The 23,550-nt window shown below is 51.9% G+C and carries 25 protein-coding genes; 4 read left to right on the top strand and 21 right to left on the bottom strand.

The annotated features are described in order from the left end of the window. Positions 1-10: 10 nt before the first annotated feature. Entirely contained in the window at positions 11-1,018 is a 1,008-nt protein-coding gene (locus ABEA66_RS08095; RefSeq protein WP_345587168.1) for an aldose 1-epimerase, read from the bottom strand. Positions 1,019-1,219: 201 nt separating this feature from the next. Between ABEA66_RS08095 and ABEA66_RS08100 the strand changes: the two genes are divergently transcribed. After that, positions 1,220-1,780 carry a PadR family transcriptional regulator gene (locus tag ABEA66_RS08100; protein ID WP_345587169.1) on the top strand — a complete coding sequence of 187 codons (561 nt, stop codon included), beginning with the start codon at positions 1,220-1,222 and terminating at the stop codon, positions 1,778-1,780. A gap of 3 nt (positions 1,781-1,783) precedes the next feature. Next, positions 1,784-3,304, top strand: a complete 1,521-nt coding sequence (locus tag ABEA66_RS08105; RefSeq protein WP_345587170.1) for an MFS transporter — start codon at positions 1,784-1,786, stop codon at positions 3,302-3,304. Positions 3,305-3,594: 290 nt separating this feature from the next. On the opposite strand, the gene ABEA66_RS08110 is transcribed toward ABEA66_RS08105, so the two are convergent. Further along, positions 3,595-4,881, bottom strand: coding sequence for an ammonium transporter (locus tag ABEA66_RS08110; protein WP_079912195.1), 1,287 nt, complete (start codon positions 4,879-4,881; stop codon positions 3,595-3,597). Between the two features lie 132 nt (positions 4,882-5,013). Further along, positions 5,014-5,586 (bottom strand): type 1 glutamine amidotransferase, encoded by a 573-nt coding sequence (locus tag ABEA66_RS08115; RefSeq protein ID WP_345587171.1) that lies wholly within the window; start codon positions 5,584-5,586, stop codon positions 5,014-5,016. 313 nt (positions 5,587-5,899) lie between these two features. Between ABEA66_RS08115 and ABEA66_RS08120 the strand changes: the two genes are divergently transcribed. Next, entirely contained in the window at positions 5,900-6,289 is a 390-nt protein-coding gene (locus tag ABEA66_RS08120; protein ID WP_345587172.1) for an SET domain-containing protein, read from the top strand. A 166-nt stretch (positions 6,290-6,455) separates the two neighbouring features. Here the strand turns inward: ABEA66_RS08120 and ABEA66_RS08125 are convergent, their stop codons facing one another. Then, the gene (locus ABEA66_RS08125; RefSeq protein WP_256865432.1) at positions 6,456-6,590 is read right to left on the bottom strand and encodes a hypothetical protein; all 135 of its coding nucleotides are present in this window, start codon (positions 6,588-6,590) and stop codon (positions 6,456-6,458) included. 224 nt (positions 6,591-6,814) lie between these two features. Here ABEA66_RS08125 and ABEA66_RS08130 point away from each other — a divergent pair, with 224 nt between their 5' ends. Further along, complete coding sequence (locus tag ABEA66_RS08130) at positions 6,815-7,270, top strand: GNAT family N-acetyltransferase (protein ID WP_345587173.1); 456 nt, start codon at positions 6,815-6,817, stop codon at positions 7,268-7,270. On the opposite strand, the gene ABEA66_RS08135 is transcribed toward ABEA66_RS08130, so the two are convergent. The 17 genes from ABEA66_RS08135 to cbiE form a co-directional block, all read right to left on the bottom strand. After that, positions 7,271-7,597 carry a hypothetical protein gene (locus ABEA66_RS08135; protein WP_345587174.1) on the bottom strand — a complete coding sequence of 109 codons (327 nt, stop codon included), beginning with the start codon at positions 7,595-7,597 and terminating at the stop codon, positions 7,271-7,273. Next, a complete protein-coding gene (locus ABEA66_RS08140; RefSeq protein ID WP_345587175.1) occupies positions 7,597-8,166 on the bottom strand; it encodes a GNAT family N-acetyltransferase in 570 nt (189 codons plus the stop codon). Before ABEA66_RS08140 ends, ABEA66_RS08135 begins: the two co-directional genes overlap by 1 nt. 237 nt (positions 8,167-8,403) lie before the next feature. Next, positions 8,404-9,972 (bottom strand): VOC family protein, encoded by a 1,569-nt coding sequence (locus ABEA66_RS08145; protein ID WP_345587176.1) that lies wholly within the window; start codon positions 9,970-9,972, stop codon positions 8,404-8,406. A 145-nt stretch (positions 9,973-10,117) separates the two neighbouring features. Next, positions 10,118-10,561 carry a GNAT family N-acetyltransferase gene (locus ABEA66_RS08150; protein WP_345587177.1) on the bottom strand — a complete coding sequence of 148 codons (444 nt, stop codon included), beginning with the start codon at positions 10,559-10,561 and terminating at the stop codon, positions 10,118-10,120. 90 nt (positions 10,562-10,651) lie between these two features. Further along, on the bottom strand, positions 10,652-11,635 hold the full coding sequence (locus tag ABEA66_RS08155) for a ribose-phosphate diphosphokinase (protein WP_079912189.1): 984 nt from the start codon (positions 11,633-11,635) through the stop codon (positions 10,652-10,654). Between the two features lie 130 nt (positions 11,636-11,765). Next, positions 11,766-13,175 (bottom strand): MDR family MFS transporter, encoded by a 1,410-nt coding sequence (locus tag ABEA66_RS08160; RefSeq protein WP_465263661.1) that lies wholly within the window; start codon positions 13,173-13,175, stop codon positions 11,766-11,768. A 322-nt stretch (positions 13,176-13,497) separates the two neighbouring features. Beyond that, positions 13,498-14,730, bottom strand: a complete 1,233-nt coding sequence (locus ABEA66_RS08165) for an MFS transporter (protein WP_345587178.1) — start codon at positions 14,728-14,730, stop codon at positions 13,498-13,500. A 4-nt stretch (positions 14,731-14,734) separates the two neighbouring features. Next, the gene (locus ABEA66_RS08170; protein WP_079912186.1) at positions 14,735-15,580 is read right to left on the bottom strand and encodes a class I SAM-dependent methyltransferase; all 846 of its coding nucleotides are present in this window, start codon (positions 15,578-15,580) and stop codon (positions 14,735-14,737) included. A gap of 272 nt (positions 15,581-15,852) precedes the next feature. Next, positions 15,853-16,353 (bottom strand): GNAT family N-acetyltransferase, encoded by a 501-nt coding sequence (locus ABEA66_RS08175; RefSeq protein WP_345587179.1) that lies wholly within the window; start codon positions 16,351-16,353, stop codon positions 15,853-15,855. A 5-nt stretch (positions 16,354-16,358) separates the two neighbouring features. Next, entirely contained in the window at positions 16,359-17,189 is an 831-nt protein-coding gene (locus tag ABEA66_RS08180; RefSeq protein ID WP_345587180.1) for a sugar phosphate isomerase/epimerase family protein, read from the bottom strand. A gap of 76 nt (positions 17,190-17,265) precedes the next feature. Then, positions 17,266-17,496, bottom strand: a complete 231-nt coding sequence (locus ABEA66_RS08185) for a hypothetical protein (RefSeq protein ID WP_345587181.1) — start codon at positions 17,494-17,496, stop codon at positions 17,266-17,268. Between the two features lie 151 nt (positions 17,497-17,647). Then, positions 17,648-18,205 (bottom strand): nitroreductase family protein, encoded by a 558-nt coding sequence (locus tag ABEA66_RS08190; RefSeq protein WP_192703780.1) that lies wholly within the window; start codon positions 18,203-18,205, stop codon positions 17,648-17,650. Between the two features lie 24 nt (positions 18,206-18,229). Beyond that, positions 18,230-19,636, bottom strand: coding sequence for a cobyrinic acid a,c-diamide synthase CobB (locus ABEA66_RS08195; protein ID WP_345587182.1), 1,407 nt, complete (start codon positions 19,634-19,636; stop codon positions 18,230-18,232). Then, on the bottom strand, positions 19,626-20,780 hold the full coding sequence (locus ABEA66_RS08200) for a cobalt-precorrin 5A hydrolase (RefSeq protein WP_345587183.1): 1,155 nt from the start codon (positions 20,778-20,780) through the stop codon (positions 19,626-19,628). Before ABEA66_RS08200 ends, ABEA66_RS08195 begins: the two co-directional genes overlap by 11 nt. After that, complete coding sequence (cobM, locus tag ABEA66_RS08205; RefSeq protein WP_079912179.1) at positions 20,777-21,553, bottom strand: precorrin-4 C(11)-methyltransferase; 777 nt, start codon at positions 21,551-21,553, stop codon at positions 20,777-20,779. Before cobM ends, ABEA66_RS08200 begins: the two co-directional genes overlap by 4 nt. Then, positions 21,553-22,263, bottom strand: coding sequence for a precorrin-2 C(20)-methyltransferase (cobI, locus tag ABEA66_RS08210; RefSeq protein ID WP_192703784.1), 711 nt, complete (start codon positions 22,261-22,263; stop codon positions 21,553-21,555). Before cobI ends, cobM begins: the two co-directional genes overlap by 1 nt. After that, positions 22,256-23,539 carry a precorrin-6y C5,15-methyltransferase (decarboxylating) subunit CbiE gene (cbiE, locus tag ABEA66_RS08215; protein WP_345587184.1) on the bottom strand — a complete coding sequence of 428 codons (1,284 nt, stop codon included), beginning with the start codon at positions 23,537-23,539 and terminating at the stop codon, positions 22,256-22,258. Before cbiE ends, cobI begins: the two co-directional genes overlap by 8 nt. Positions 23,540-23,550 lie beyond the last annotated feature (11 nt).

Raw genomic sequence — 23,550 nt, forward strand, 5'->3', positions numbered from 1 at the left:
CCTTATAAATCTAGCTTAGCTCTGCAGATAGCTTCGTCCATGCCGACCAGGTCGCTCCCGGCTCCAGCAGCCGGAATCCGGTCACTTCCCCTGGGAGCGGCACGTTAGGCGCGTTATTCGTCCAGGTTTGCGGCTCAGGACATGTAAATCCGCTCTTGCCGTCATCATTCCAAACCGTCCAATGCCCATATTGAGGATCGACCTCATAGACCAGGCTGATGTTCCTTGCCGTATCCTTCATTACAGCACCTGTAAACGGCTTGCCGTTCCGCTCCACGGCGCTGCTTGTAAAATGCTTCGCATACGGCTCCCCCGTTGGAGCAATTCCTTCCTCGCGCAGTGCTCGATCTGCTTCGGATAATGGCAGCAGCTTGCCGGTAGACACAAACAATGGCGTCAGGTCCCATTCTTCCCCTACGGAAATCGCGAGACGGTAGTCCTCCTCCCGTCCTTCCTTGTGAAACGGGACGCGCAGCGCCGTATGAAATCCAACCCCAAGCGGCATCGGTTCATGGCTATGGTTCGTAATCCGCACCAGCTGATGAAGACCCTGCTCTGACAAGGTATAGGTGAGCTCATAAGTAAATTCATGAGGAAAATAGGGATACATTTCACCGTCCTTACCCATGTCCATAACAAGAACCACCTCGGCTGCGCCGTTCTCAAGAACCTTCTCCGATTCGATACGCCAAGGACGTTTGTGCAAAATACCATGCATGAAATGAGCCCCATCCGAGCTGTTCAACGGCAGAACATAATCTCGGTATGGCGTGGAGAATTTCCCGTCAATAATCCGGTTGGGCGGAAATAAGGGAGGCAGACCGTAGCGTTGGCTTTTTTGCCGCAGAAGCTCTCCATTATCCGGGGTGCGAAGAAAGCTCAACCCTTCGGCGGGCCGGCTAAGCTCGACCATATTGCTGCCCACCGCGTACGCAATAACAGCCCGGTAACCTCCGGCATCCAGTTGAATCGAAGGCACATCATCAAAAAGTACATATTGAATCGAAGCCTGGCTCATGAAAAAGCCCTCCTGAAATCTATGTAGTAGTTGGAATAAAGGCAATATCCTGACTTCATTATCCAATAAAAAACCGGGAAGCGCAAAAAGGTTTTGAATATTTTGGGCAAAATAAGGCAAGTCTATATATTGACACGATATATATCGGATGTTAATATAACCTCACAATCGATATATCAGTTCGATATAGGAGTGACAAAGATGACAGGTCAAGACGCGATTCTTGGTTTATTGATGCGCAAAAGCATGTCCGGCTATGACATAAAACAGCAATTCGAAGAGCTGCTTTCCTACTTTTTTGACGCAAGCTTCGGCACCATCTACCCTACCCTAAGCAAGATGGAGAAAGAGGAGCTCATTACCAAGGAAAGCATCGAGCAGCAGGGAAAGCCTAACAAAAACGTGTACACCATCACGGAAAAAGGCAAAGCGCAATTCCACAGCTATTTGGAGAGCAAGCTGCAGGATAACGTGCTTCGCTCTGATTTCATGGTTAGGATGTTTTTCGGTCAATTCGCCGACTCTGAGCTGATCCAAAGCTGGATGAAAGAAGCTATCGTTAGAGAGGAAGCGCATCTCGCGCGATTGAAAAAAGATTACGAGCGCTTCGGCAAATACATGACGCCGACGCAGGAAATTTGCATCCAAATCGGGATCGCCAGCGCGGAGAGCAATCTGAAGATCGTCAAGGAAGGATTAGCTAAAATAAGGCAAACGGAGCAAGGCGAACGCCCTGCAACCAACCAAATTGAGGAGGAATGATAGATGAGCAAGCAGCATAACGGTTTGATCTTATTAGCCATGGCGCTCGGTCTACTGATGTCATCGCTAGATAATACCATCACTTCGGCCGCGGTGAGCCATATTATTAAAGACATCGGCGGCTTTGAAAGCATGAGCTGGGTATTCTCCGCTTACATGCTTGCAGCGACCAGCACCATGCTGGTCTTCGGCAAAATGTCCGATCTGTTCGGACGCAAACGGTTTTACCTGATCGGGATCGGCTTCTTCCTGATCGGCTCCGCCTTGTGCGGCATCTCGCAAAATATAACGCAGCTGATCTGGTTCCGCGCTCTTCAAGGCATCGGTTCCGGAGCGTTAATGCCTATTAGCTTTACGATCATCTACACGCTGTTCGCGGACCCCAAGCAAGCCGCGAAGCTGTCCGGCGTCTTTGCGGCCATCTTCGGCCTATCCTCCGTCGCCGGTCCGCAGATCGGCACGCTGCTGTCCGAAGCATGGGGCTGGCGCTGGTGCTTTTATGTCAATGTGCCGCTTGGCGCGCTATCCTTCCTGACCTTGTTGTTCGCCTTGAAGGAATCCCGCTCCGAACGACGTCCCAAGATCGACTATCTGGGCACTCTCCTGCTGATCCTTTCCACCGTATCGCTGATGCTGGCGCTTGAATGGGGCGGCAAGGATGGCAGCTGGACTTCATGGCCGACCCTATCGTTATTGGCAGTTGCCATAGTCGGAGGTATCTTCTTCGTACGAACCGAGCTGCGGGCCGAAGAGCCGGTGCTTCCGTTGAAGCTGTTTCGCAACCGGATGATTACCGGCACCAGTATAGCTTGTATTTGCCAAGGGGCGATCATGTTCTCCGCCATCACTTATCTGCCTATGTTTTCTGTCGCTGTACTGGGCCAGCCAAATTCGAACGGACTGTTAACTCCCATGATGTTCTCCTTAATCGTCGGTTCGATCGTCTTTGCCTCGTTCCAAACGGTAGTCTCGTTTCGTTCCCTTATTATCACATCGATGCTATTCGGTATCGTTACCGCCTATTTATTGATGAACGTACCCAGCAACGCTTCCAATGGCTACATGATCCTTCTGATGATTCTGCTGGGCTTTGGGGCTATCGGGCCGTTAATGAGCATCGCCCAGAGTGCGGTAGCGTTCAGCGTCGATAAGCAATATATCGGCATCAGCTCCTCCATCGTAGGCTTTTGGAGAAACATCGGCGGCGTCCTGGGGGCGACCATGATGGCGGCTATCGTTAACAGCCATTTGTCGCATCAGATACAAGACGGCGCGTCAGCACATCAGATTCCTGCGGATAAGCTGGATACATTGGCTAATCCGGAGCTTCTGATGAGAGCAGGGGCCTCGGTTCCCCAGGAAATCAAGGATTTCTTGAGAGAGTCGCTGGCCGCCTCCATCAATCACGGGTTCATTCTGGCTCTGTGCCTTGCCGCCTTGGGGATCATTGCCGGGTTCTACGTCGGCCCAGGCAAGATGGTCAAACCTAAAGCCGCTCCTCCAGAAGCGGCCAAATCGGCTTAACCTTAGCCTGCACCACCTCAAAACGGCTCTCCCGTGGTTAACGGGGGAGCCGTTTTGGGATAGTGAAACTGACTTCGAGAAAATGCGCTATACGGGAGGTGAGGTATGCCTCGGAGGAGTTTACGCCCGCCTTTGAAATCTGTGAAAATACCGCTAAATCAATCAAATTCATAGATTTCAACAGCGGCCGGAGGGGCATACCTCACCGTAAGTATACTGGCATCATTTCGAGTTTTTTAGTTTCTTTGTAACGAAACGGCTCCCCCATCTATAGACGGGAGAGCCGTTTTTTATCCTTTTACCAATACGCCCGAAGCCGGCTTGACTTCCTTCATTTGCTCCGGATATCCGTAGGTGCCGTGCTCGCTCAGGTCAAGACCCATCATTTCTTCCTCTTCCGTAACACGAATGCCGATAGTCGCTTTCATTGCGTAAAGAATGACGTAAGAGACGATGAAAGCAAATGCGCCGCAAGCGACAATCCCTATTATTTGCACGCCCAATTGCTCAAAGCCGCCGCCATAGAACAAGCCGGCTTTCCCTACACCTACCTTCTCGGCCAATTCCGGAGTGGCGAAGAAGCCGTTGGACAAGGTTCCCCATACCCCAGCCGTTCCGTGCGCAGAAAGCGCGTAGATCGGATCATCGATGCGCAGCTTCTCGAACAATCTCATGCTGGCGAATACGACGATTCCTGCTACCAGACCAATGACGATCGCGGCCCAAGGCTCAACGAATGCGCAGGAGGCAGTAATGGCAACAAGTCCAGCCAAAGCGCCGTTCAGCATCGTGCTGATGTCGCTTTTTCCCGTAAACATCCAGGAGATTATCAAGGCGGCTACAGCGCCTGCCGCTGCACCCAATTGGGTATTGATCGCAATATAGCCGAAAAAGCTTCCGTCACCGGCCGTAATCGTACTGCCTGCATTGAATCCGAACCAGCCGATCCACAGCAGCATGACGCCTAAAGTGGTGAACACTTGGTTATGGCCAGGAATTTCGTTCGGCGTACCGTTCTTGTTATATTTGCCGATACGCGGCTTCAGCAGCAAGGTTGCGGCAAATGCAGCCATAGCTCCTGTAAGATGTACGACAGTGGAGCCGGCAAAATCCTGCTTCCCGTGCTGAGCCAGCCAGCCGCCTCCCCAAATCCAATGGGCTATGACAGGATAGACCACGGCGGAGAATAGTACCGCAAAAATCAGGTAAGCCGACAGCTTCGCTCTTTCAGCAAATCCGCCCCACGCCACCGACATCGAAATCGCGGCAAAGGACAGCTGAAATACGAACATGACCGTAGGCGCTACATTACTTCCTTCCGGCACATTCATCATATTGAAGCCAAAATAATCGCCCCAGCCGATAAGCGAGCCGCCTTGCGTGCCGAAAATAAATGCATAGCCCACCGCCCAGAAAACCAAAGAAACGATCCCTACGGTAAAAACCGTTTTTCCTGCTATGTGACCGGCATTTTTCATTCGCGTGGAGCCGGCCTCCAGCATAATAAATCCGCATTGCATGAACAGCACCAGGATGGCGCCCAACATTGTCCATATCCCGTTTACGCCTATTTCCATATCGTCACCCTCGCTCGCTGGTAAATTTAATAGTTGTTAAGAATTTGATGCAATAGTGCTTTGGAAGCTTGTGTCCGCTCTGTCTGTTCAAGGATGCGCTCCGCTTTCTGTATCCACGGTGCCTCCACCAATTCATGCTGCCATCTCTCCAGCATCGTCGTCATGCAGCCTTCCGTCGTTTCCAGATGGAATTGAAGACCAAGAACGTGTTCTCCATAAGTAAACGCCTGATGCCTGCATGCTTCCGACGAAGCCAGTGAAACCGCCCCCGGGGGGAATATCAAAGCAATCACCGTGCCAATGAAAGGAGTAAAAATCGTCCGGAACTCCCTCCAATAAAGGATGCTGGGTGCCGTTCCGCTTTACCTGATGCCAACCGATCTCTTTATGAGGGCTGCGGTACACCCGTCCTCCCAACACTTCCGCCAGCATTTGGGCCCCGAGGCATATTCCGAGCACCTTCCTCCCCGATTCGACCGCCTCCCGAATGAACGCCTTCTCGCTCTGCAGCCAAGGATACTCATTATCCTGATAGGCACTCATGGGGCCGCCTAATATGATCATGAGATCAAAGGAATCCATGGCAGGTGCGTGAAATCCGTTGGGAGGAAACAGAATCGTCAATTCAGCTTCATGCTGCCCTGCCCAAGAGATGAAATACGACGGGTCATCGAAGTCAAAATGCTTCAGCAGCAGCATCCTCATGTAACAAAACCTCCCTTTTCTCTATAAACTTTAAAGGTCTTGAACGTATTTTACCGGACTCATGTTGTTTTTGTCAATAAATCTAACATAATATATTGATTCACCACCAAAACTAACGATAATTAAGTAAAAAACTAACATTTATATCATATAACATAACATAAATATAACACTTCGTTTGGAATTGGAGTTACTTGCATGTTTTTGGTATTCTATTGTAATAAGGTTCGGATATGGGGTAACATGATATTGTTCTTCCTGATTGTCCAATCTTCAGACTTTTCATAGACTATAGATCGTGCAGGTGACTACCATGATTGAGATCAAGACTTCCAAACTTAGCGACGGAGAATTCAATAGAGGGGTTTTTGCAACTTGTGATATAGCCAAAGGGTCTCTGATCCACGAGGCGCCTGTTATTCCTTATCCTAACGAAGAGCATGTTCACATTGAGAAAACCTTGCTTGCGGATTACGCGTTTGAGTACGGTGCCCATCATTCCGCTCTCCTTCTGGGCTATGGTATGCTGTTTAATCACGCTTATGAGCCTAATGCCTATTACGAGCTGAACTTCGACAACCATACGGTTGATTTCTATGCGTATACGGACATCAAGGCCGGGGAGGAAATCTTAATCAATTACAACGGGGAAGTCGATTGCGACGATCCTCTTTGGTTTGATGAGAAATCATCCGCCGAGTAACCCCTCATCCAGCCTGCAAAAAAGAACCGCTGTACCTGGATTCAGTGGGCCTCGGCTTCTATGCTGATTCAGGTGCTTTGCAGGGAGCCCCGAACGTCAAAAAAGACCTTTTCTGACAGAGGAAAGGTCTTTTTCACGGGCTCTTTATTCTAACCATAAAGCTTTTCTAGGCAAAGGATGCTTTCTGTTCAAGCTCCATAGGTAAAATCCGCATTAGATACTTCTTATCGCCGGTTTTTATGTACATTAAGAAATAGTAACGATTGCTGTGTGCCGCAGCTTGATTGGTTGGACTCTTCATTCGATTCCCCTCCCTTCTTTTTCTCTCTAGTAATCTATTATTCTCACAATCTCTAATTTCTATACATTACTATTACCTGAATTCCAGCTTTTCTAAACAATATCCGCCGCTTTTACAACAACATGCCTTATCTTGAAAAGAAGCCAGTACGCGTACTGCTTATCGGAGCAAGCACATACATATATGCTGGAAGCCATGGTCTATAAAAAAGGAGCCGATCAGACATGCGCGTAGGTATCGTCGATAACAAAACTTTAAAAGAGAAGATGGAAGACCTGCTGTATAACGAGATGTGGAAGCCGCTGGGAATGGGAAGAGAAACAAGACAAGCGCTTTCTATGGAAGGAGATGAGGTTGGCTTTGTCTGCACGGAGGAGGAGGACGTGGTTGGAGCCATGGTCTTGTTCATGAACGGGACAACGGCCGAAATCCGGTTTGCCGCAGTCTCATCACAGCATCGCAAGAAGGGAATCGGACGCCGTCTATGGGAAGGAATCGCCGCGTACATCAAACAACAGACGAGCATCACTACGGTTGAGCTGCACTCGCGGAGCCTATCCATAGATTTCTGGAGCAGCCTTGGTTTCCGAGAAGCTTCCCCATGGCTGGACCATAAGCTGTATGAGTCTCACGGCATCCGCTTCAAGCTGATGAAATACGACTTCTCCGTGCAGCCCTGACTACGCTTGGGCAGTTATGGGGTGCTTGATTAGCGGGGGGAGCCGAACCGAACCGTTCGTTTTGACAAAGAGCACCTCGCTGCCGTTAAACATGCTGGACCTCAGCTGAATGCCCTGATAATCCGGGGTGTAATGGAACACAACGGTTCGGATTTCCTCTCCAGCTAACCGGGACAAGACTCTATGTATATCGATTTCTACAGAACTGATGATATCGAAAACTTCCAGCCGCGCCGGATCCGTCATGTGCCGTTTGCAGATTACGATCGCTTTTTCCTCTTCCAAATAGCAGATATCGTCCGGAAAGACATTCAGACAGTAGAACATCAGGATGCCTTCGGCATTGGCGGCTCCAAGCGCCTGGAGACCGGTCTTCTGGCTGCTGCCATACGGGCAATGAACTGCAAGTCGTCTTTGTTTCTCGGGTCGAGTTTACCTATCCCCTCACCTGCCAGCTGCAGCTTCGATGGGGACCAATCCAATATAAACAACTGCTCGCTTACCGGCTCAAATCCATACTTGGGATAAAAACGAAGGACACTGCGGTTAGCGAAAAGATACATGACATCATACATTCCTTCATAGTGCTCAAGCACGCGGGTCATCAGGCTGCCGGCCAATCCGCGGCCCCGATAATCCGGATGCGTCATGACCGTCCCCAGTTGAATCACTGGTTTCCATTCACCGTCAATGACCAGGTCCAGCAGGTTGGCAGATACATTGGCTATTGTCCGGCCCCCGTCAAAATAAGAAAAAGGTATATAGCGGCGATTGTCAGGCGCATGCCGGTACCAGTTCTCCATACGAAGCCCGAATATTTGCTCAGCCAGCTTAAATAAAGCAGTCCGCCGCGCGTCATCCTCCATGTAATCTTGAGCCCATTCCAGATCGTGCATAACACCGGCCCCCTCCGTACCCTATATGACTCTTATTGTACGGGAGAGGAGCGAAGCCTGGTAGGTAACGTTTGGATATAATGAAGCTTTTCACTGCAGAGATGTTTATGAGAGTGAAGAAGGAGCTGCCACGGCACCCCCTTCCAGCTCGTTATACAATGTCTTTATTCCTGGTTCCAGTCGGAACAACTTAACAGATCGTAACCCGAACTTCGTTTTTCATCCATATACAGCATACTAAAAGCTGCTAACATCAAACCGGTTGCCGTCCGGATCATACAGATGGAAGCAGACGCGGCCCCGCTGAAGAAACCCTGTGACTTCCGAAACCTCAACTCCGCTATCCCTCAGAAACTGGTGATACTTGAAGAACGACTCCCGGCTAGAAATGATGCACCGGGTTCGGAACAGTCCATCGACGGGGCCGGTTTCGGGACGGCTCGGGTCCTCTTCCAATAGCCATCGGGATTGTCCATCCGGATGGTAATTGATGCCAAGCTTCATGACCGCGTATCCATGCTCGGAACGATCTGTTACCGTTTCCATTCCAATGTAATTGTGGTACCACTCCATCGACTTCTGCAAATGCCGGACTGTGATCCGGAACCGGTTCGCGTCGGCGAGAGAAGACTCCTTCCATGCCGGATCCTCTATGGCCGTCAGCAGCATCTCTTTAGGGCCGGCCCAGAAATCAAAGCTTTCTAAGCCCTCTGGGTCTCTGTACAGCTCGCTTACCCGAACGCCGTTTGCCATTAGCTCCTGGCGTTTTTCCTGCACATTCCCGGTCCTCCAGCACCAGCGGACGAATGGATCGAAGGGTCCTTTAGCCGCGGCAGGAACAGGCTCTCCTTCGGATGAGCTGCCGGACTCGATCCAGACTCCCCAACCCATATGGGTCATTTTACCGACCGCTGCCTGAGGGACAGGCTTCCAGTTCTCCTGCTGAGCTATTTTCCAACCGGCATGTCGCTCAAGCCAAGCGATCATCTCTTCATGCTCTTCCAATGTCGTTGTAACCGTCCCGCCGTCGAAGACAATCTGCGGAACGAAACGCTCTATGGGAGCTGGCCCCTCTGTCGCCGTTGACCTGTCAACCGAGTCCGTATCTGTGCCTTCAAGCGGCTGATGCAGGACTTTGAAAACGGATGGAACGGATGTTGGACGGTAGCCTTCACTATCCTCTACAGGAATACATAAATCCATGACGAACGGGCGGCCCGCAGCCCCTGACAATCTCTCCCCGTACGCTTCCATGCTTTCGTAAAAAATTTCAAACTGGTAAGCTAACGGCTCCGCATCCTTGGGCGCCATCCTTTTCTGTTCGTTCCGGATGAATTTATGAGCGGCAGCATAGATGTCCTTCACATCCTGCCCTGGTTCTTTTCGAACCACTGCGTAGTGATCCGCCCGAACCTCAATGCGCTCGAACTCCTCCGGCAGCCCTTCAAAGCTGCTCACCTCCACGGCCAAATAGTAGGTATGGGTCTCAGCCGAATCCTGTGATACGGAACAGGGAGCTAGGCCGAAATGCAGCTCCGAGTGAATCCGGTTCGGCACCTTATGCAGCTTTTCACGCCAACATTTGGCCGCTTCGGGAATCAATGTCTCGAATCGCCCCAACCCCTGACAGCGGATAGCTGCGGCCTTGAAGCTTCTAAGCAATTGCAGCGAGCCCGCTGTTGAAACAGCATGGTCTCCCTTGGTCGGAAACAGGCTGCCGTGTATTATCTTAAATGCGTGCGGCAGCGCAGCAGGCTTATAATCCTCCTCAGCATGCCGGTTCATTTGATTTACACCTTGTTCCATTTCCCGATTGCCTCCAAATTTTTTGTTTATTTGGTATGATTTGTCACCCATTATAACGAAGTATCAGTGCAAGGGATATGTCCAAAATTATCAGAAACTTTGGAAGCAGCATGCTTCAGGTCGTCTTAGCCAAGCCCGCAAGCTTTTAATGGAAGGTAATGACTGTAATGATCTCCGTTTCATCTGGCTTAAAGCCTAAAGAGCGATAAAACCGATCCGCTTCCGGATTGTCCGTTCTTAGAACCAGCATGCTGTAATGACTTCTTGCCTCCGCAATGACGGCCTCCATCAACCGTCTTCCGATGCCGAGTCTCCGGCTTCCTGTTGAAACATACATACGGCGAACGCGGCCAACCGGCTGGTCCAAGGCATACGGATCCTGATTCAATCCGCATACACCGGCAAGAGCGCCTTGATAATAAGCGAGAAAGAGCGCCTCCCCCTGCTTATCGAAGGTGTTGATTCCGCTTTCATAATCGCGGATTAGCCGCTGAAGATGACGAAAGCCCTCCCCCGTGCTCTCTTCTACTAATCGGTTTAGCTCCGAGCCATCCAGCTGCTCCGCCTTATGGATAATCACTTCGTTCACATCCGATCCCCCCCCTCTTACATGTACATGTGGTGAAAAAAAGAGCCTGCCAAACAGATAGGCAAACTCTCTCTTCCAATATGCTGCGTATCATTGATCAAAGGAACAGGTGATGACTTTATCGGGAACCCTGTCGAACAAAGGGCTTAAGGACTCCCGGTTATGAATTCGGCTTATGGCCTCCCCGAACAGAGGCGCGACGGAGACCAGCTTAAACTTGTTGGAATGGACCAGATGAGGATTGTCCACGGAATCGGTGCTGATTACGAGCTCGATGGGGCTGTTGTCGATTTTTCGTACGGCAGCTTCGTTGAGAACCAGATGCGATAAGCATGCGAGGACTCTTGCTGCGCCCCGTTCCACCAGCAGCTTCGAAAGCTCGATCAACGTGCCGCCGGAAATGGAGAAATCATCGACGATGATCGCCGTTTTTCCCTCAACATGACCGATGAGCTCCAAAATCTCAGCTTTCTCATCGTGACCCTTCCGGGTCTTGTCCCCAATGGCAAGCGACGTACCCAGGTAATCTGCGTATTTGCGCGCCTGCTTGGCAAAGCCCGCATCCGGAGACACGATAATCGGGTCGGCTAATTGCATCCGGGCTATCGTTTCACATAGTACAGGCAGGGCAAAAAGATGGTCTACCGGCTTTTTGAAAAAGCCCTGGATTTGGTGGCTGTGCAGGTCCATCGCAACGACCCGGTCCGCGCCGGCCATTTCAATCGCTTCCGCGCACACCCTGGCTCTGATGGAGACTCGGGGCTCGTCCTTCTTATCCCCCTTGGCGTAGCTGAAGTAGGGCATTATGACCGTTACCGTATTGGCGCTCGCTCTCTTGAAGGCATCGACCCAAAACAAGATCTCCACAAATTCATCGTTCGGCCTGAGTCCGATGGACTGTACCAGGTAGACGTCCTTATCCCGAACGGTTTCCCTGATCCTGACGAAGGTGTTGCCTTCGGAGAAGGTCAACGTTTCCGATTGCCCGACTTCGACTCCCATATACCGGCACATCTTGTCCGCAAAGGCTTTCCCGGAGCTTCCGGCGAATATTTTGATCTCACCAATCTTCATAAGGCCCTCCTTATTTAGCTGCAGCTGAATTCATGTATAATTATTCCATATAAACCCATATCATGGAGTGACAATATGATGAACGATTGCCGCCGCTTCAAAGAACGGACCCTCCTGCTGTGCTGGCCGGTCAGGCTTTCGCTTTTTCCGTCTCCTGCTCCGGTTTAAACTTGGGAATCCAGAAGGAAATAAGCAAGCTGAGGACAGCTAGTCCTGCAATAATCAAGAACACGCCATGAATGCCACCGGCAAGAATGGCAGGAGGAACCTCTTCGCCTGCTTTGGCGTAAGTTCCGATACGTTGATTCAGGAACGTTCCCAGCACCGCAACGCCCAAGGTCTGCCCCAATGTGCGCAGAAATGTATTGGAGGATGTAGCCACCCCGCGCAAATTCCATCCCACGGCAGATTGAACCACAATAGTAAAAATCGTCATCGATAAGCCGAAGCCAAGCCCTGATATAAAGATCATGATCAAGATAACCCAGCTAGGTGTCGAAATGGTTATAAACGTCAAGGAAAGAGTGCTGACCACCAGAAGAAATATTCCCATCAGGGATATCAGTCTGGAGCCCAGCCGGAGCAAGAGTCGGCTTCCAACCATAGCGCCTATAGGCCATCCGATGGACATCGGCATAAGAATGAATCCCGAGAACATAGCTCCTTGCTGAAGAACCCCTTGAATCCATAGAGGAAGATAAGCCGTGATCCCGATCAGAATGCCGCTTGCCAGAAACGAGACGACATTGGAAATCGTAACCTCCCGATGATGAAACAATTGTACTGGGATCATCGGCTCCGGATGCCGCATCTGAATCCAAACAAACGAGATGAGAAATACGACCGAAACCGCGAATAAAATATACATTGGTGCGGAATTCCACGACAACTCGTTGCCGCCGGAAATCAGCGCATAGAGCAGCGCCGTCGTCCCGACCGTAAAGGTTACAGCCCCGCCGTAATCGATTTTACGCTTCCGTTTTTCAAGATTTTCTTGCAGACTCTTCGCGATAATGAACATGGAGATGATTCCAAAAGGAAGATTCATGTAAAAGATCCAATGCCAGCTGACATAATCGACGAGAAAGCCGCCGACAAGCGGACCGAAAATACCGGCGATCCCCCATACCGAGCTGAACATTCCCTGGACCTTGGACCGCTGTTCAAATGTAAAAATATCGCCGATGATCGTGAAGGTAATCGGCACCACGGCCCCCGCTCCGATCCCTTGAATGGCGCGGAACCAGATCAGCTGCTGCATCGTCTGGGAAAGTCCGCACAGCATGGAGCCCAATAAAAATAAGGAGGTTCCGATTAGGAACACCTTTTTGCGGCCAAAAAGATCCGCTAATTTACCGAAAATCGGAGTGGTGACCGCCGATGTTAGCAGGTAGATGGCAAACACCCAGCTGATAAGCTCCATGCCTCCCAGCTTTTTAACAATGGCGGGCATCGCAGAGCTGATGATCGTTCCTTCAATAGCTGATAGAAACGTTGCGATTAATAACGCTGCTGTAATTTTGCGCTGATATGCATTCATAGCGTCTGCCTCCTCTCGTCTGACTGAACGCGTTGAGTCCCGTAAGGCATCATATAAGCATCATCCATTTCTTTCTAATATCTCCTTAACCACCCGGGTTATACCGGTTCATTTTGAGAAGCGGCTGTAACGGCGCGTACAGGGACCGGAGTGGTAAATTTATGCAGCTATAATATTGATAACGGCGGAAGCCTTCAATCGGCTAAAGCATCTCCCAGTACATCCTTCTTGGCTGCCTTATTAAGTCCAGCGTTACGGTCTGACCTCATCTGTGCGCCCTCTCTCTTCATTACGGTTTCAAACTCTTCTTTATCTACCCGTTTTATACGACTTCCTTTTGCTCCCGCAGGCGCAGGTACAGAATCCCGCAGGTAACCGAGCACAAGAGCGCCAGTACGGCTATAAACCCGTACCCTGCCTGAAGCCCGATAAGCTGGCTGTCCGCGGTGTCACGCATAGAGAACATACTGCGGACCCCATCGATGATATATCCTATCAGAAGATTGCCGATAACACTGGCAATTCCCATCAGCGTAACGGTAAACGTGATCGCGGTATCCACGCCCTTCCCGTATCGCTTGGCCAGCAGCGCCATCACAGTCGGATAGATCGGAGCAATGCCAATTCCGGCGACGGCAAACAGAATGGCGGCTTTTTCGCCGAGTACAATGGCCGCCAGGCTGCAGAGGCCTGAGAATGCGGAAAATATCATGATGGACATCGTATATCCGATCTTATCGGTAACCGGTCCGAGAAATAAACGGGAGAGCATGAAGAAAAGGAAGAAAACCGACAGCATGCGGGAAGCGTCCTCTATCGGCCATGCATACGCTCTTTCCAGGAAGTAAACCAGCCAGCTTCCGACAGCAAGCTCCGATACGACCCCGAAGGACAGGACGGCGACGATAAGCCAGGCGACAGGATCAGCGACCAGATCGCGAAAGGAGCTGTTGGCTCCCTCCTCCTGATTCCCCGTCGGAAACCGGCCCAGCAGCGAAGGAATGACGGGCAGCAAGGATAAAGACAGCATGATCAGGTACATCCCGCGCCATCCCAGCTCGCCGCCCATCACATGCCATCCCATAAGGGAAGCTGCAATGATCGGGGCTACCGTCGAGCTGAGTCCATAAAAGAAATGGGCGAGATTCATCATCATTCCCGTATTCCTTGTAAAGATACGCGCCGCCATAATCGCAAGACCGATTTCCAGCATCCCGTTCCCCAGATACATCACAAAATAAGCGGCGGACAAAAAAGGATAGGAGGTGGAGAGATACATCAATACGCCCGAGACCGCCATGGATACAAAGGCGATGATTCCCGTCCATCGGATCCCTATTTTCCTTGATAAAATAGAAGTATAAGAGCAGGCCGCCAAATAGCCAAGCGAATTTAAGGCCAGGAGCCATCCCAGCTGCGCTTCATTCAAGCTGAAATCAGCCTGCATTCTGGGAATGGCCGGACCTTTAATATTTTCCGAAAATCCGAAGATCAGAAAGCCTCCGAAGACGACGATAAGCAGCAGTATCGTATTGTAGCGACTGTGTTTTTCCAAAGCGCTAAGCCTCGCTTTCTACACAAGACGGACTCTTTTTCCGGGCCAAGTATACCGCGGTCACATACGCCTTGCGGATGGGCTGATCGCAGCCGGCCAGCAGGTTCGCCAATTCCTCTGAAAGCCGCTTTTTGCTAGAGTCGTCAAGCGATAAATAAGAGGATTGCGTCTTAAACGCTTGCAAATATTCGTCCGGTGTTTGCTCCGTCATCCACTTGTGCTCAAATGCCTCACAGAAGGTAAAGTAACCGCTATGATCGATCTCGTTAATTCGCTTCTGCCTTCGCTCTTGTCTGGATGGATAGTGAAATGATTTGTCCGAATACCGCTCCAGCAGTTCGTAAGACTTGACTATGATATCCGGCGTATCATCCGTATGCTCGTGCCACATCAAGGCAAGAAAGCCATGGTCCACCAGCAGGTCGGAGCATTTCTTATACTTTACCTGCTTATCTATCCAATGGAAGGCTGCAGCCGAATAGATCAGCCTGGGCTGGGGTACCGTATCCGATTCCCACGTTTCAAACGGGCTCACGTCTACCGTCACTTGCGGATATCCCTCACACTTCCGCTTTAAGATAGCGGCAAGCTTCTCTCCAAGCTCGATGCAATGAATGGAAAGCCCGCGCTCGGCAAACGGCAATGTCGCCTGCCCCGTACCCGGTCCTATCTCGATCAGCTGGTCCCGCTCCGTCACCCCGGTCTTGTTCATGATCCAGTCAATCACCGATGAATCATAAGGAGGCCTCATTTCGTCATACAGCTGCGCGTCCGTATTGAAGGATTCATTTCTTCTCAGAAGATTCACCTCGCCGTCTGGAAATTCGTGGACATTTATTATACCATACAACCGTCATCTTCATCCTATCCCCGTTTCCTCATTGTACTGCTTGACCTTTCGCCCTACGGCAGTAAAAGCGTTCCCGCACATCAGCCGGATACAGCTTCATCTTCCTTTTCCCGGGCAATAAAAGACCGCCTTGGAGGGGCGGTTCTATACCCGTTTATTCCACAGACGGTATTTCCAGTAATAATACGCTGGCAGCACAGCAAGCGCTGCAATGGCTCCAACTTTCCAGATCATCCGTTTTCACAGCCTTTCTGCATGGATTACGTATCATTCTACGTAGTCACAATGCGAAATTCATAAAAAGCGGTAGGGTATTTTCCGAGCACAACTCTTTCCCTTACTCTCTTAAAGCCTTGCTTCTCGTAAAACTGGCATAGCTTAGGCCTATCCGCAGCACAATCGAGTCTGATCCAGGCTTTGCCGGCGTATTCGGCGTGAGCTTTGGCCCAATTCATCATATGCTCGGACACGCCTTGCTTGGCATACTTCCTGCGAACGGCTAGCTTGTGCACAAACAACGAGTCCTTTTGTTCCAAATCCGGCCACAGCATAGCGTTTTCCTCCTGGAGAATCATCGCGGCTGCCGCTTCACCGTTCCAATATCCTATGTACATATCGTCTAGCGAATGATGCTTCAGCAGTCTCTCTGCGGACAGCTGACTGTCGCTCCACATCTCCCGACCGCCTTGCTTCAGCCATAACGCCGCTTCCCGGAGAATGGACAGGAAATCCTCCAGCTCGTTCGAAGCTGTCTTCCTGACCTCTAAGTCCACAGGCGTCATCTCCCCTCCGCAAGCTTGCGAATCCATTCATAGCCGCTTTGGATGAATGCTTTGTCATGCTGGCCATGCGGCGTATGCTCGAATATAAAGACGACATCCTCACATTCGGCTAAAAAACGAATCAGCTCTTGAATCGGATATTGCCTGCCATTCGTTTCGTGGGACGGGTGAACGGGAATCCAGTGGTAATGCCCCGGCACAAGCTCTACATTATGCAGATGAACCGACTTGATGTGGTTCCTCCACTTGGCCAGATAGGAAAGAATCCGATCTCCCGCCGCCATGAGGTAATCGCCAATATCAATGCACAGTGAAATGCCGTATTTCTCCCACACCTCGACCGGAAAATGATGCAGATACTCTATCCCGACGGCAGAACGATTCCATCCAAGCTTAGGCTCGCACACCAAAGGAATCGAATACTTTTCCTGCAGCGAATGTAATCTTTGCAAGCCTTGTTCGATGAGTACATGAACGTCTTCCGTAGCGGGAAGCTCTTCTTTAAAATAAGGAAAATGGACCAAAACGTATTGGGCACCCAGCCGCGACAATTGGCAGACTTCGGCCTCCAGCCGCTTCCACGCCTCCTCAGGCTCCATATAGACGTGTTGAAGCAAGTCATATTTGCTTCCACTGCGAAGCAGGGGAGAATGAACGCCATACGGTACTCCCTTCTGCCGGGCCAATTCGAGAAATTGTTCAAAAGCCCGCTCGTCAGGAAATTCTCCTATTTCAATCTGATCTATATCATCCCAAAATAGCTCTTCAAAACGTTCCGGGTTGGATAAAATGGTACTTCCTGAAACGCCGAACTTCGGCTTGCCCACAGTCCTCACCTCTTTCAACCCATATAAATCCAATAGTACCATACGATTGAAACGAAGAGAACTTTTCTTCTGTCCGCTAGCTGCCATACGCCATTTTCACAATATCCAGCACCCACTTCATTTCTGCATATAAGCCTGCCAAGATAAGACCCGTCAGTACATAATCCCTAGTTCGCAATCCTTTCCAATAAATTTGATATGTACCCAAAGCCAGCATTTGCAGAACACAGAGTATAAAATAAACAGCCTGGAACCGGAAGCCGACCATGGAAACAGCTACCCAGCCAAGTGCTACGTATAGGAACATCCACAACCAGCCTAAGTAATAAAGGATGATAATCCCTCCATTTTTCTCTCCTTTAGCGAGCCTCTTTATTGAAAAATAAAACCCTTTATCCAAAAACGGAATAAAGGGTTATACATGCTGCTTTCCTATGGAAAATGTAAGAATCGCTGTTTTACAGCCAAGTGGTTTTATCGCTGTGCGGGGTTCTGGAAGTCGCCGGAGGCGTGTCGGCCGGATAGCCGATGAAAATCGTTCCGATCACCTTCTTGTTTTCCGGCGAGCCGATAAACCGGTGCATCCGGTCGTCATGAACCAGGCCGATTCCGCGCGTGCGCCATACGAAGCCGAGCCCCATCTCCGTGGCTGCCAGCCACATCGAGTGAATGGCACAGGCAGCGGCATACTCGTTATCCTTGGAGGAGGCAGGATCGTCAGGAATGACATCCGCCGTAACGGCAATGACAAGCGGCGTAGCCGTCAAAACCTTTAATGATTCCTTCACCAGATTCGGCTTGGTCGGAAACCGTTCCTCCAAGTATTGAAGCGCTTCTGCTTCGTAACGCTGCTTCGCCTCTCCGCGAATCACATAGAAATGCCAAGGCTCCCGAAGCCTGTCATTCGGCGCTAAAGTAGCCGCAGCAAGCAAGGCATGAATTTTCTCATCCTCAACTTCTACAGGCTGTACATTGCGCACCGCTCTTCTCTGCTGCAGCAATTCCATAATAGACATTCAGTTTCTCCTTCCTATCCCTGTTTATTTCAGCTGAAAGCCGGCACATCGCTCTACCCAGCGTTCTGCCAATTCAGGCGATGATGCGAAATGGATATGGGTATATCCCGCGACGAGCGACCCGCTCTCATTGATGTAGCCTTCCTGCTTCATGCCCCGCAGCCCTTTCGTTTCATAGGCGCTGGAGATGTCAGCCCCTTCATTCGGCTGAAAGGTCGAATAATGAAACTCGTGGCCTTTGGCGCGGTCGGACGGCCCGAGCAGGAAGTTGCCTTCTCTCCCGGTAATGTCCCGGTAGCCTAATGCCGCAAGCTTCTTCTGCATCTTGACGCTGCCGGGGATAAGACCGAGCATCGAATGCTTCCGGCCGTCCGTATGCTCGATGGACTCCGTTAAATACATGAATCCGCCGCATTCGGCCAGCGTCGGAAGTCCTTGATCAATCGCCTGGCGGATCGATTGCTTCACCGCCTCATTAGCCGACAGCACCTCGGCGAATTCTTCAGGGAAGCCTCCCCCGAGATACAGGCCCTGAACGCCTTCGGGCAGCGTTTCTCCTGCCAATGGCGAGAAGAAGACGCACTCCGCTCCATAAGCCTCCAGCAGCTCGAAATTTTCCTGATAATAAAAATTAAAGGCTGCATCCTTCGCTACCGCGATACGGATTGGGGGGCCTGACCGTCCGGTCCGGCGGCGAAAAGCGGAAGCAGACTCGGCTTCCTCAGACAATGAAACCGCGGGAGACTGGGCCAGCTCCCATATGCGCTCTACATCAACCGTGGCTGAAATCAGCTCGGCAAGCTTATCGAAGAACGGCTGCAGCTCGCCCCGTTCAATGGAAGGCACCAAGCCGAGATGCCGCTCCGGCATTTCGATATGATCTTCCCGCTTCATGTATCCGACGACGGGAATCCCGCATCCCTGCTCGATCGCTTCGCGCACGAGCTTGTAGTGGCCCTCACTGCCGACCTTGTTCGCAATGACGCCGACTATGTTAACGCGGGGCTCCAGCAGCTGGAAGCCGCGCACAATGGCGGCGGCGCTGCGGGCCATGCTCTGGCAGTTCACCACGAGCAGCACGGGGGCCTCCAGCAGAAGGCTGATTTCAGCCGTACTGCCCTCGTTCGTCTTCGGGTTCTTGCCGTCATAGAAGCCCATGACGCCCTCGATGACGGAGATGTCCGCCTCACGGCTCGCCCGGGCATATATTTCTTTGACTGTATCATGCGTCAGCATATAGCTGTCCAGATTGCGGGATATGCGTCCCGTGACCGCCGTATGATACGTCGGATCAATATAGTCGGGGCCGCACTTGAAGCCCTGCACCTTGCGTCCGAGACGCTGCAAAGCGGCCATCAGGCCGATTGTCAGCGTTGTTTTCCCGACGCCGCTGCCGGTTCCGGCAATGACAATCTTACGGCTACCTTCCATCGGCTGCCTCGCTCCCTTCCTGCGGGAACGGAATGACGGCTACTGAAATCGTGACGTTGCCCGATTTCTTCTTCACCAGCGCCAGCTCCTTGGCGCCGGAGTACAGCTTCGCCGCCGGCTCGCTCACGCCGTAGGCGCCGGTGAACTGGAACACGGTGTCCGATGGGGCCTCCAGGGCCACCGTGTTCAGCTGCTCGGGCGCATAGGTGACGAACGCCCAGCCGTGCTTTTGTACGACGGCGAGGAGCCCCTCCTCGTCCTTCTTCAGATCGATCGTGCAGACGGCCTTCACGCTCTTCATCGAGAACTGCAGCTCGGCCAGCGTCTCCGAGATCACCAATTCGATCTCTTCGGCGGATGTGCCGCGGTTGCAGCCGATGCCGAGCGCGATGACCTTCGGCCTGTACAGCACGCCGTTCTCGAGAATTGCCTCCTCGTCCATGCTTAATACGCGGTGCGTCACCACGAGTGCCGCCTGCGGCTTCACCGCCAACGCATCGGCAACGCTGCCAAACGTGCGAATATTCGCCGGCAGCGGCGTATCATACAGCCACCAGCCGGGCTCGCCGGATTCTTGAACGACGGCAACCTGCTCCTCGTTCACGACGGAAGCGCTGACAGGCGTCAGCTTATCCGCCGACTCCCATTCCCAGCCGAAGCGGCGGCCGAACAAGTCCACCGCTATCGTCCCCTGCACGTCCGAGGCCGTCGTAATGATCGGCCTCGCTCCCATGGCCGCAGCTACCTCTCGGGTCAGCTCGTTCGCGCCGCCCAAGTGACCCGACAGCACGCTGATCACATTCTCCCCTTTGTCATCGATAACGACGATGCCGGGGTCTGTCTTTTTATCTACCAGCAGCGGTGCGATCATCCGGATTACAGCACCTAACGAAATAATAATAATGAGTCCTTTATACGCCGGGAATAAAGCCGGGAACAGCAGTCTGACACTGCCTTCGAACAGCTGAATGCCCCGCGCTGCTTCATCGCCCCGCTCGAATTTGGACATGTAGTACAAATCCGAATGGCGGAACGTTTCGTGCAGCTTGCGCGCCATCTCGACGCCATGCTTCGTGATGGCTACAATCGCATAATCGCCGTGCTGCTCAATCGAAGGAATCTCGCCCTCGCGCAATGCGATCATGATTTCACCCCTCTGCGGAAGCGGTGCGTAAATTCTTTATCGTACAGCTTGGAGCGGTATTCATCCTTGTTATGAATCTCCGGATCAAGCGCCCAGCCTGCAAGAATCATCGCGTGAGAGCGAATTCCGTTGCTGCGCATATCCTGCTCGAGATTGGCAAGCGTCGTCCGGACAATAAGCTGATCCGGCCATGTCGCCCTTTGCACGACGGCTATCGGCGTGTCCTCACTCCAGCCCGCGCTTCGGAACTCTTCCACCACTTTTTTCGTCAAAGTGGCACTTAAGAATAATGCAATCGTACAGTGGTGAGAAGCCAGATCCTTCAGCTTCTCCAGCTCCGGCACCGGAGTTCTGCCTTCGGCACGGGTCAGAATGAGCGTCTGGGTCAGCTCCGGAATCGTCAGCTCCGCACCAAGGGCGGCAGCAGACGCAAAGACTGAGCTTACGCCGGGGATGACCTCGTAGCCGATGCCTTCTTTTTTCAACAGAGCCACCTGCTCCATAATCGCGCCGAAGACCGCAGGATCTCCCGTATGAACCCGAGCCACCATCTTACCCTGCTTGACGCGGTCGGCCATGATAGCGACCATTTCATCAAGATCCATGCCAGCGCTTTTCAGAATCTCCGCTTCCGGCTTTGCCTTGGCGATGAGCTCTTCGTTAACCAGGGAATCGGTGTAGAGTACGACGTCGGCCTCCTGCAGAATACGAAGTCCTTTGACTGTAATCAGATCGGGATCGCCCGGTCCTGCTCCGATAATATAAATTTTCATTATTTTCTCACCACCATTAGCGTTAAGTATTCCAAGCCTTTGCCTTGCAGCTCTCGAATGTTGCGCCAGATCATTTCCTCCGATGAGGTGACCTTGGTCAGTACGGCCGCCTTGTCCGTCAATCCGAGATCGCCCAGCACATGGATCATCAGATCGATCACTTTGGCTACCTTGATGAATACGACGCAGTCGTGATTTTCAATAGCGGTACGCATCTTCTCATAATCGTCCGTTGCAGGAACGATGGCAATTTGCTCATCGCCGTCCGCAAGCGGAATCCCAAGGCGTGACGCCGAAGCGTTGATTGAAGAAATACCGGGAATGGAACGAACCTCCACCTCGGGATGGCGCTCCTTCATCAGCCGCATCAAGTGAATGAACGTGCTGTAAATCATCGGGTCACCCTCGGTTACGAACGCCACGTCCTTCCCCTGCTCCAGATGCTCCCACACCGTGCTGACTGTCTTGCTCCACTGCATTTCCAGCGCTTCGCGATCCCTAGTCATCGGGAAGGTCAGCCCTATCATCGTCTTTTCTTCCGTATTAACATACAGCTCCGTAATCGTCAGAGCGTAGCTCTTAGCCCCCATTTTCTTGCGGGGATAAGCGATGACCGGCGATTCCTTCAATATGCGGAACGCTTTGACCGTGATCAGCTCCGGGTCCCCGGGTCCAACACCCAATCCGTATAACACCCCTAACTTACTCACTTGCTGTCCCCTCCGTTTCCTCTGCTCCACCGGATTCCTTATGTTTAGCGGTAATGATATATATTGGGTTAAGACCCTCGAACCGGGTCAAATTCAAAATCGGCTTGCTTCGCGAAATCTGTGCGAGCGTAATGCTTGTCGCGAAGCCTTCATTCGCGAACGCCTTGTTCGCTTCATATAGATTCTCGATTGTAGCGGCATTCAATACAATGCGCCCGCCCGGACGCAGACGGCTGCAGCACACGTGAAGCAGCTCCTCCATCTCGCCTCCGCTGCCTCCGATGAACACGGCATCCGGATCCGGGAACTGCTCCAGGCCTTGCGGCGCTCGTCCTTGAATCGCTGTAATGTCCGTCCGGAAGCGGTGCATGTTGTCCAAGCAGTTCTGCAAATCCGCTTCGTTCTTCTCAATCGCGTATACTTCGCCGTAGCGCGCAATACGAGCCGCTTCAATAGCAACGGACCCAGTGCAGGTGCCGATATCCCAGACGATGCTGTCCGGCTGAAGCGCCAGCTGCGCCAAGCTCATGACGCGGATTTCCTTCTTGGTTATCAGCCCTTTATCCGGCTTACGCTGGATGAACATTTCATCCTCAATGCCCATCGGCCAACGTTTGCCGGCCCATGCGCCCTTGGGAGCACTCAGAATCATCACGTTTAGGGGAGAAAACTCGCGCTCTTCGAGCTCCTGCAGCTCGTACCAGCCTGTCCGTTCTTCCGAGCCGCCCAAATTCTCCGCTATAAACGCACGGTATTCGGCCATGCCGAACGACAGCAAGTACTGGGCGATAGCCTTTGGACTATTCGTCTCATCGGTGAGCAGCGCGACCTTCGACTTCCCGTCGATCCGCTGCGCCAGCCCCTTCATGCTACGCCCGTGAACGCTGGTCACATAGGCATCCTGCCAGCTCTGCCCCATCCGGGCGAAAGCCAGCTGCAGCGAGCTGACGTTCGGGTAGATTTCCACGTTCAGCTTAGAGGAGAGGTAGCCGCCGATCCCGTAAAACAGCGGGTCTCCCGATGCAAGCACGACGATCCTGCGCCCCTCCTCCGCCTTCGTTTGCAAGCGGGCCGCGAGCTCGGACAAGCCACCCTTGATCGCTATGGTCTCTCCGCTGTAGTCCGGGAAAAATTGCAGCTGCCGCTCTCCCCCGACCAGCACTTCGCTCTCCGAGATCCATTGTATATATTGAGGCAGCAGACTTCCTTGACCGTCATCCCCGATGCCGATCACCTTGAGCGCTGCCGTTTGATTCGTTGTTTGCTGTTGTATCAACCTGCATTCCC

Source organism: Paenibacillus vulneris (assembly GCF_039543185.1).
Classification (GTDB): domain Bacteria; phylum Bacillota; class Bacilli; order Paenibacillales; family NBRC-103111; genus Paenibacillus_S; species Paenibacillus_S vulneris.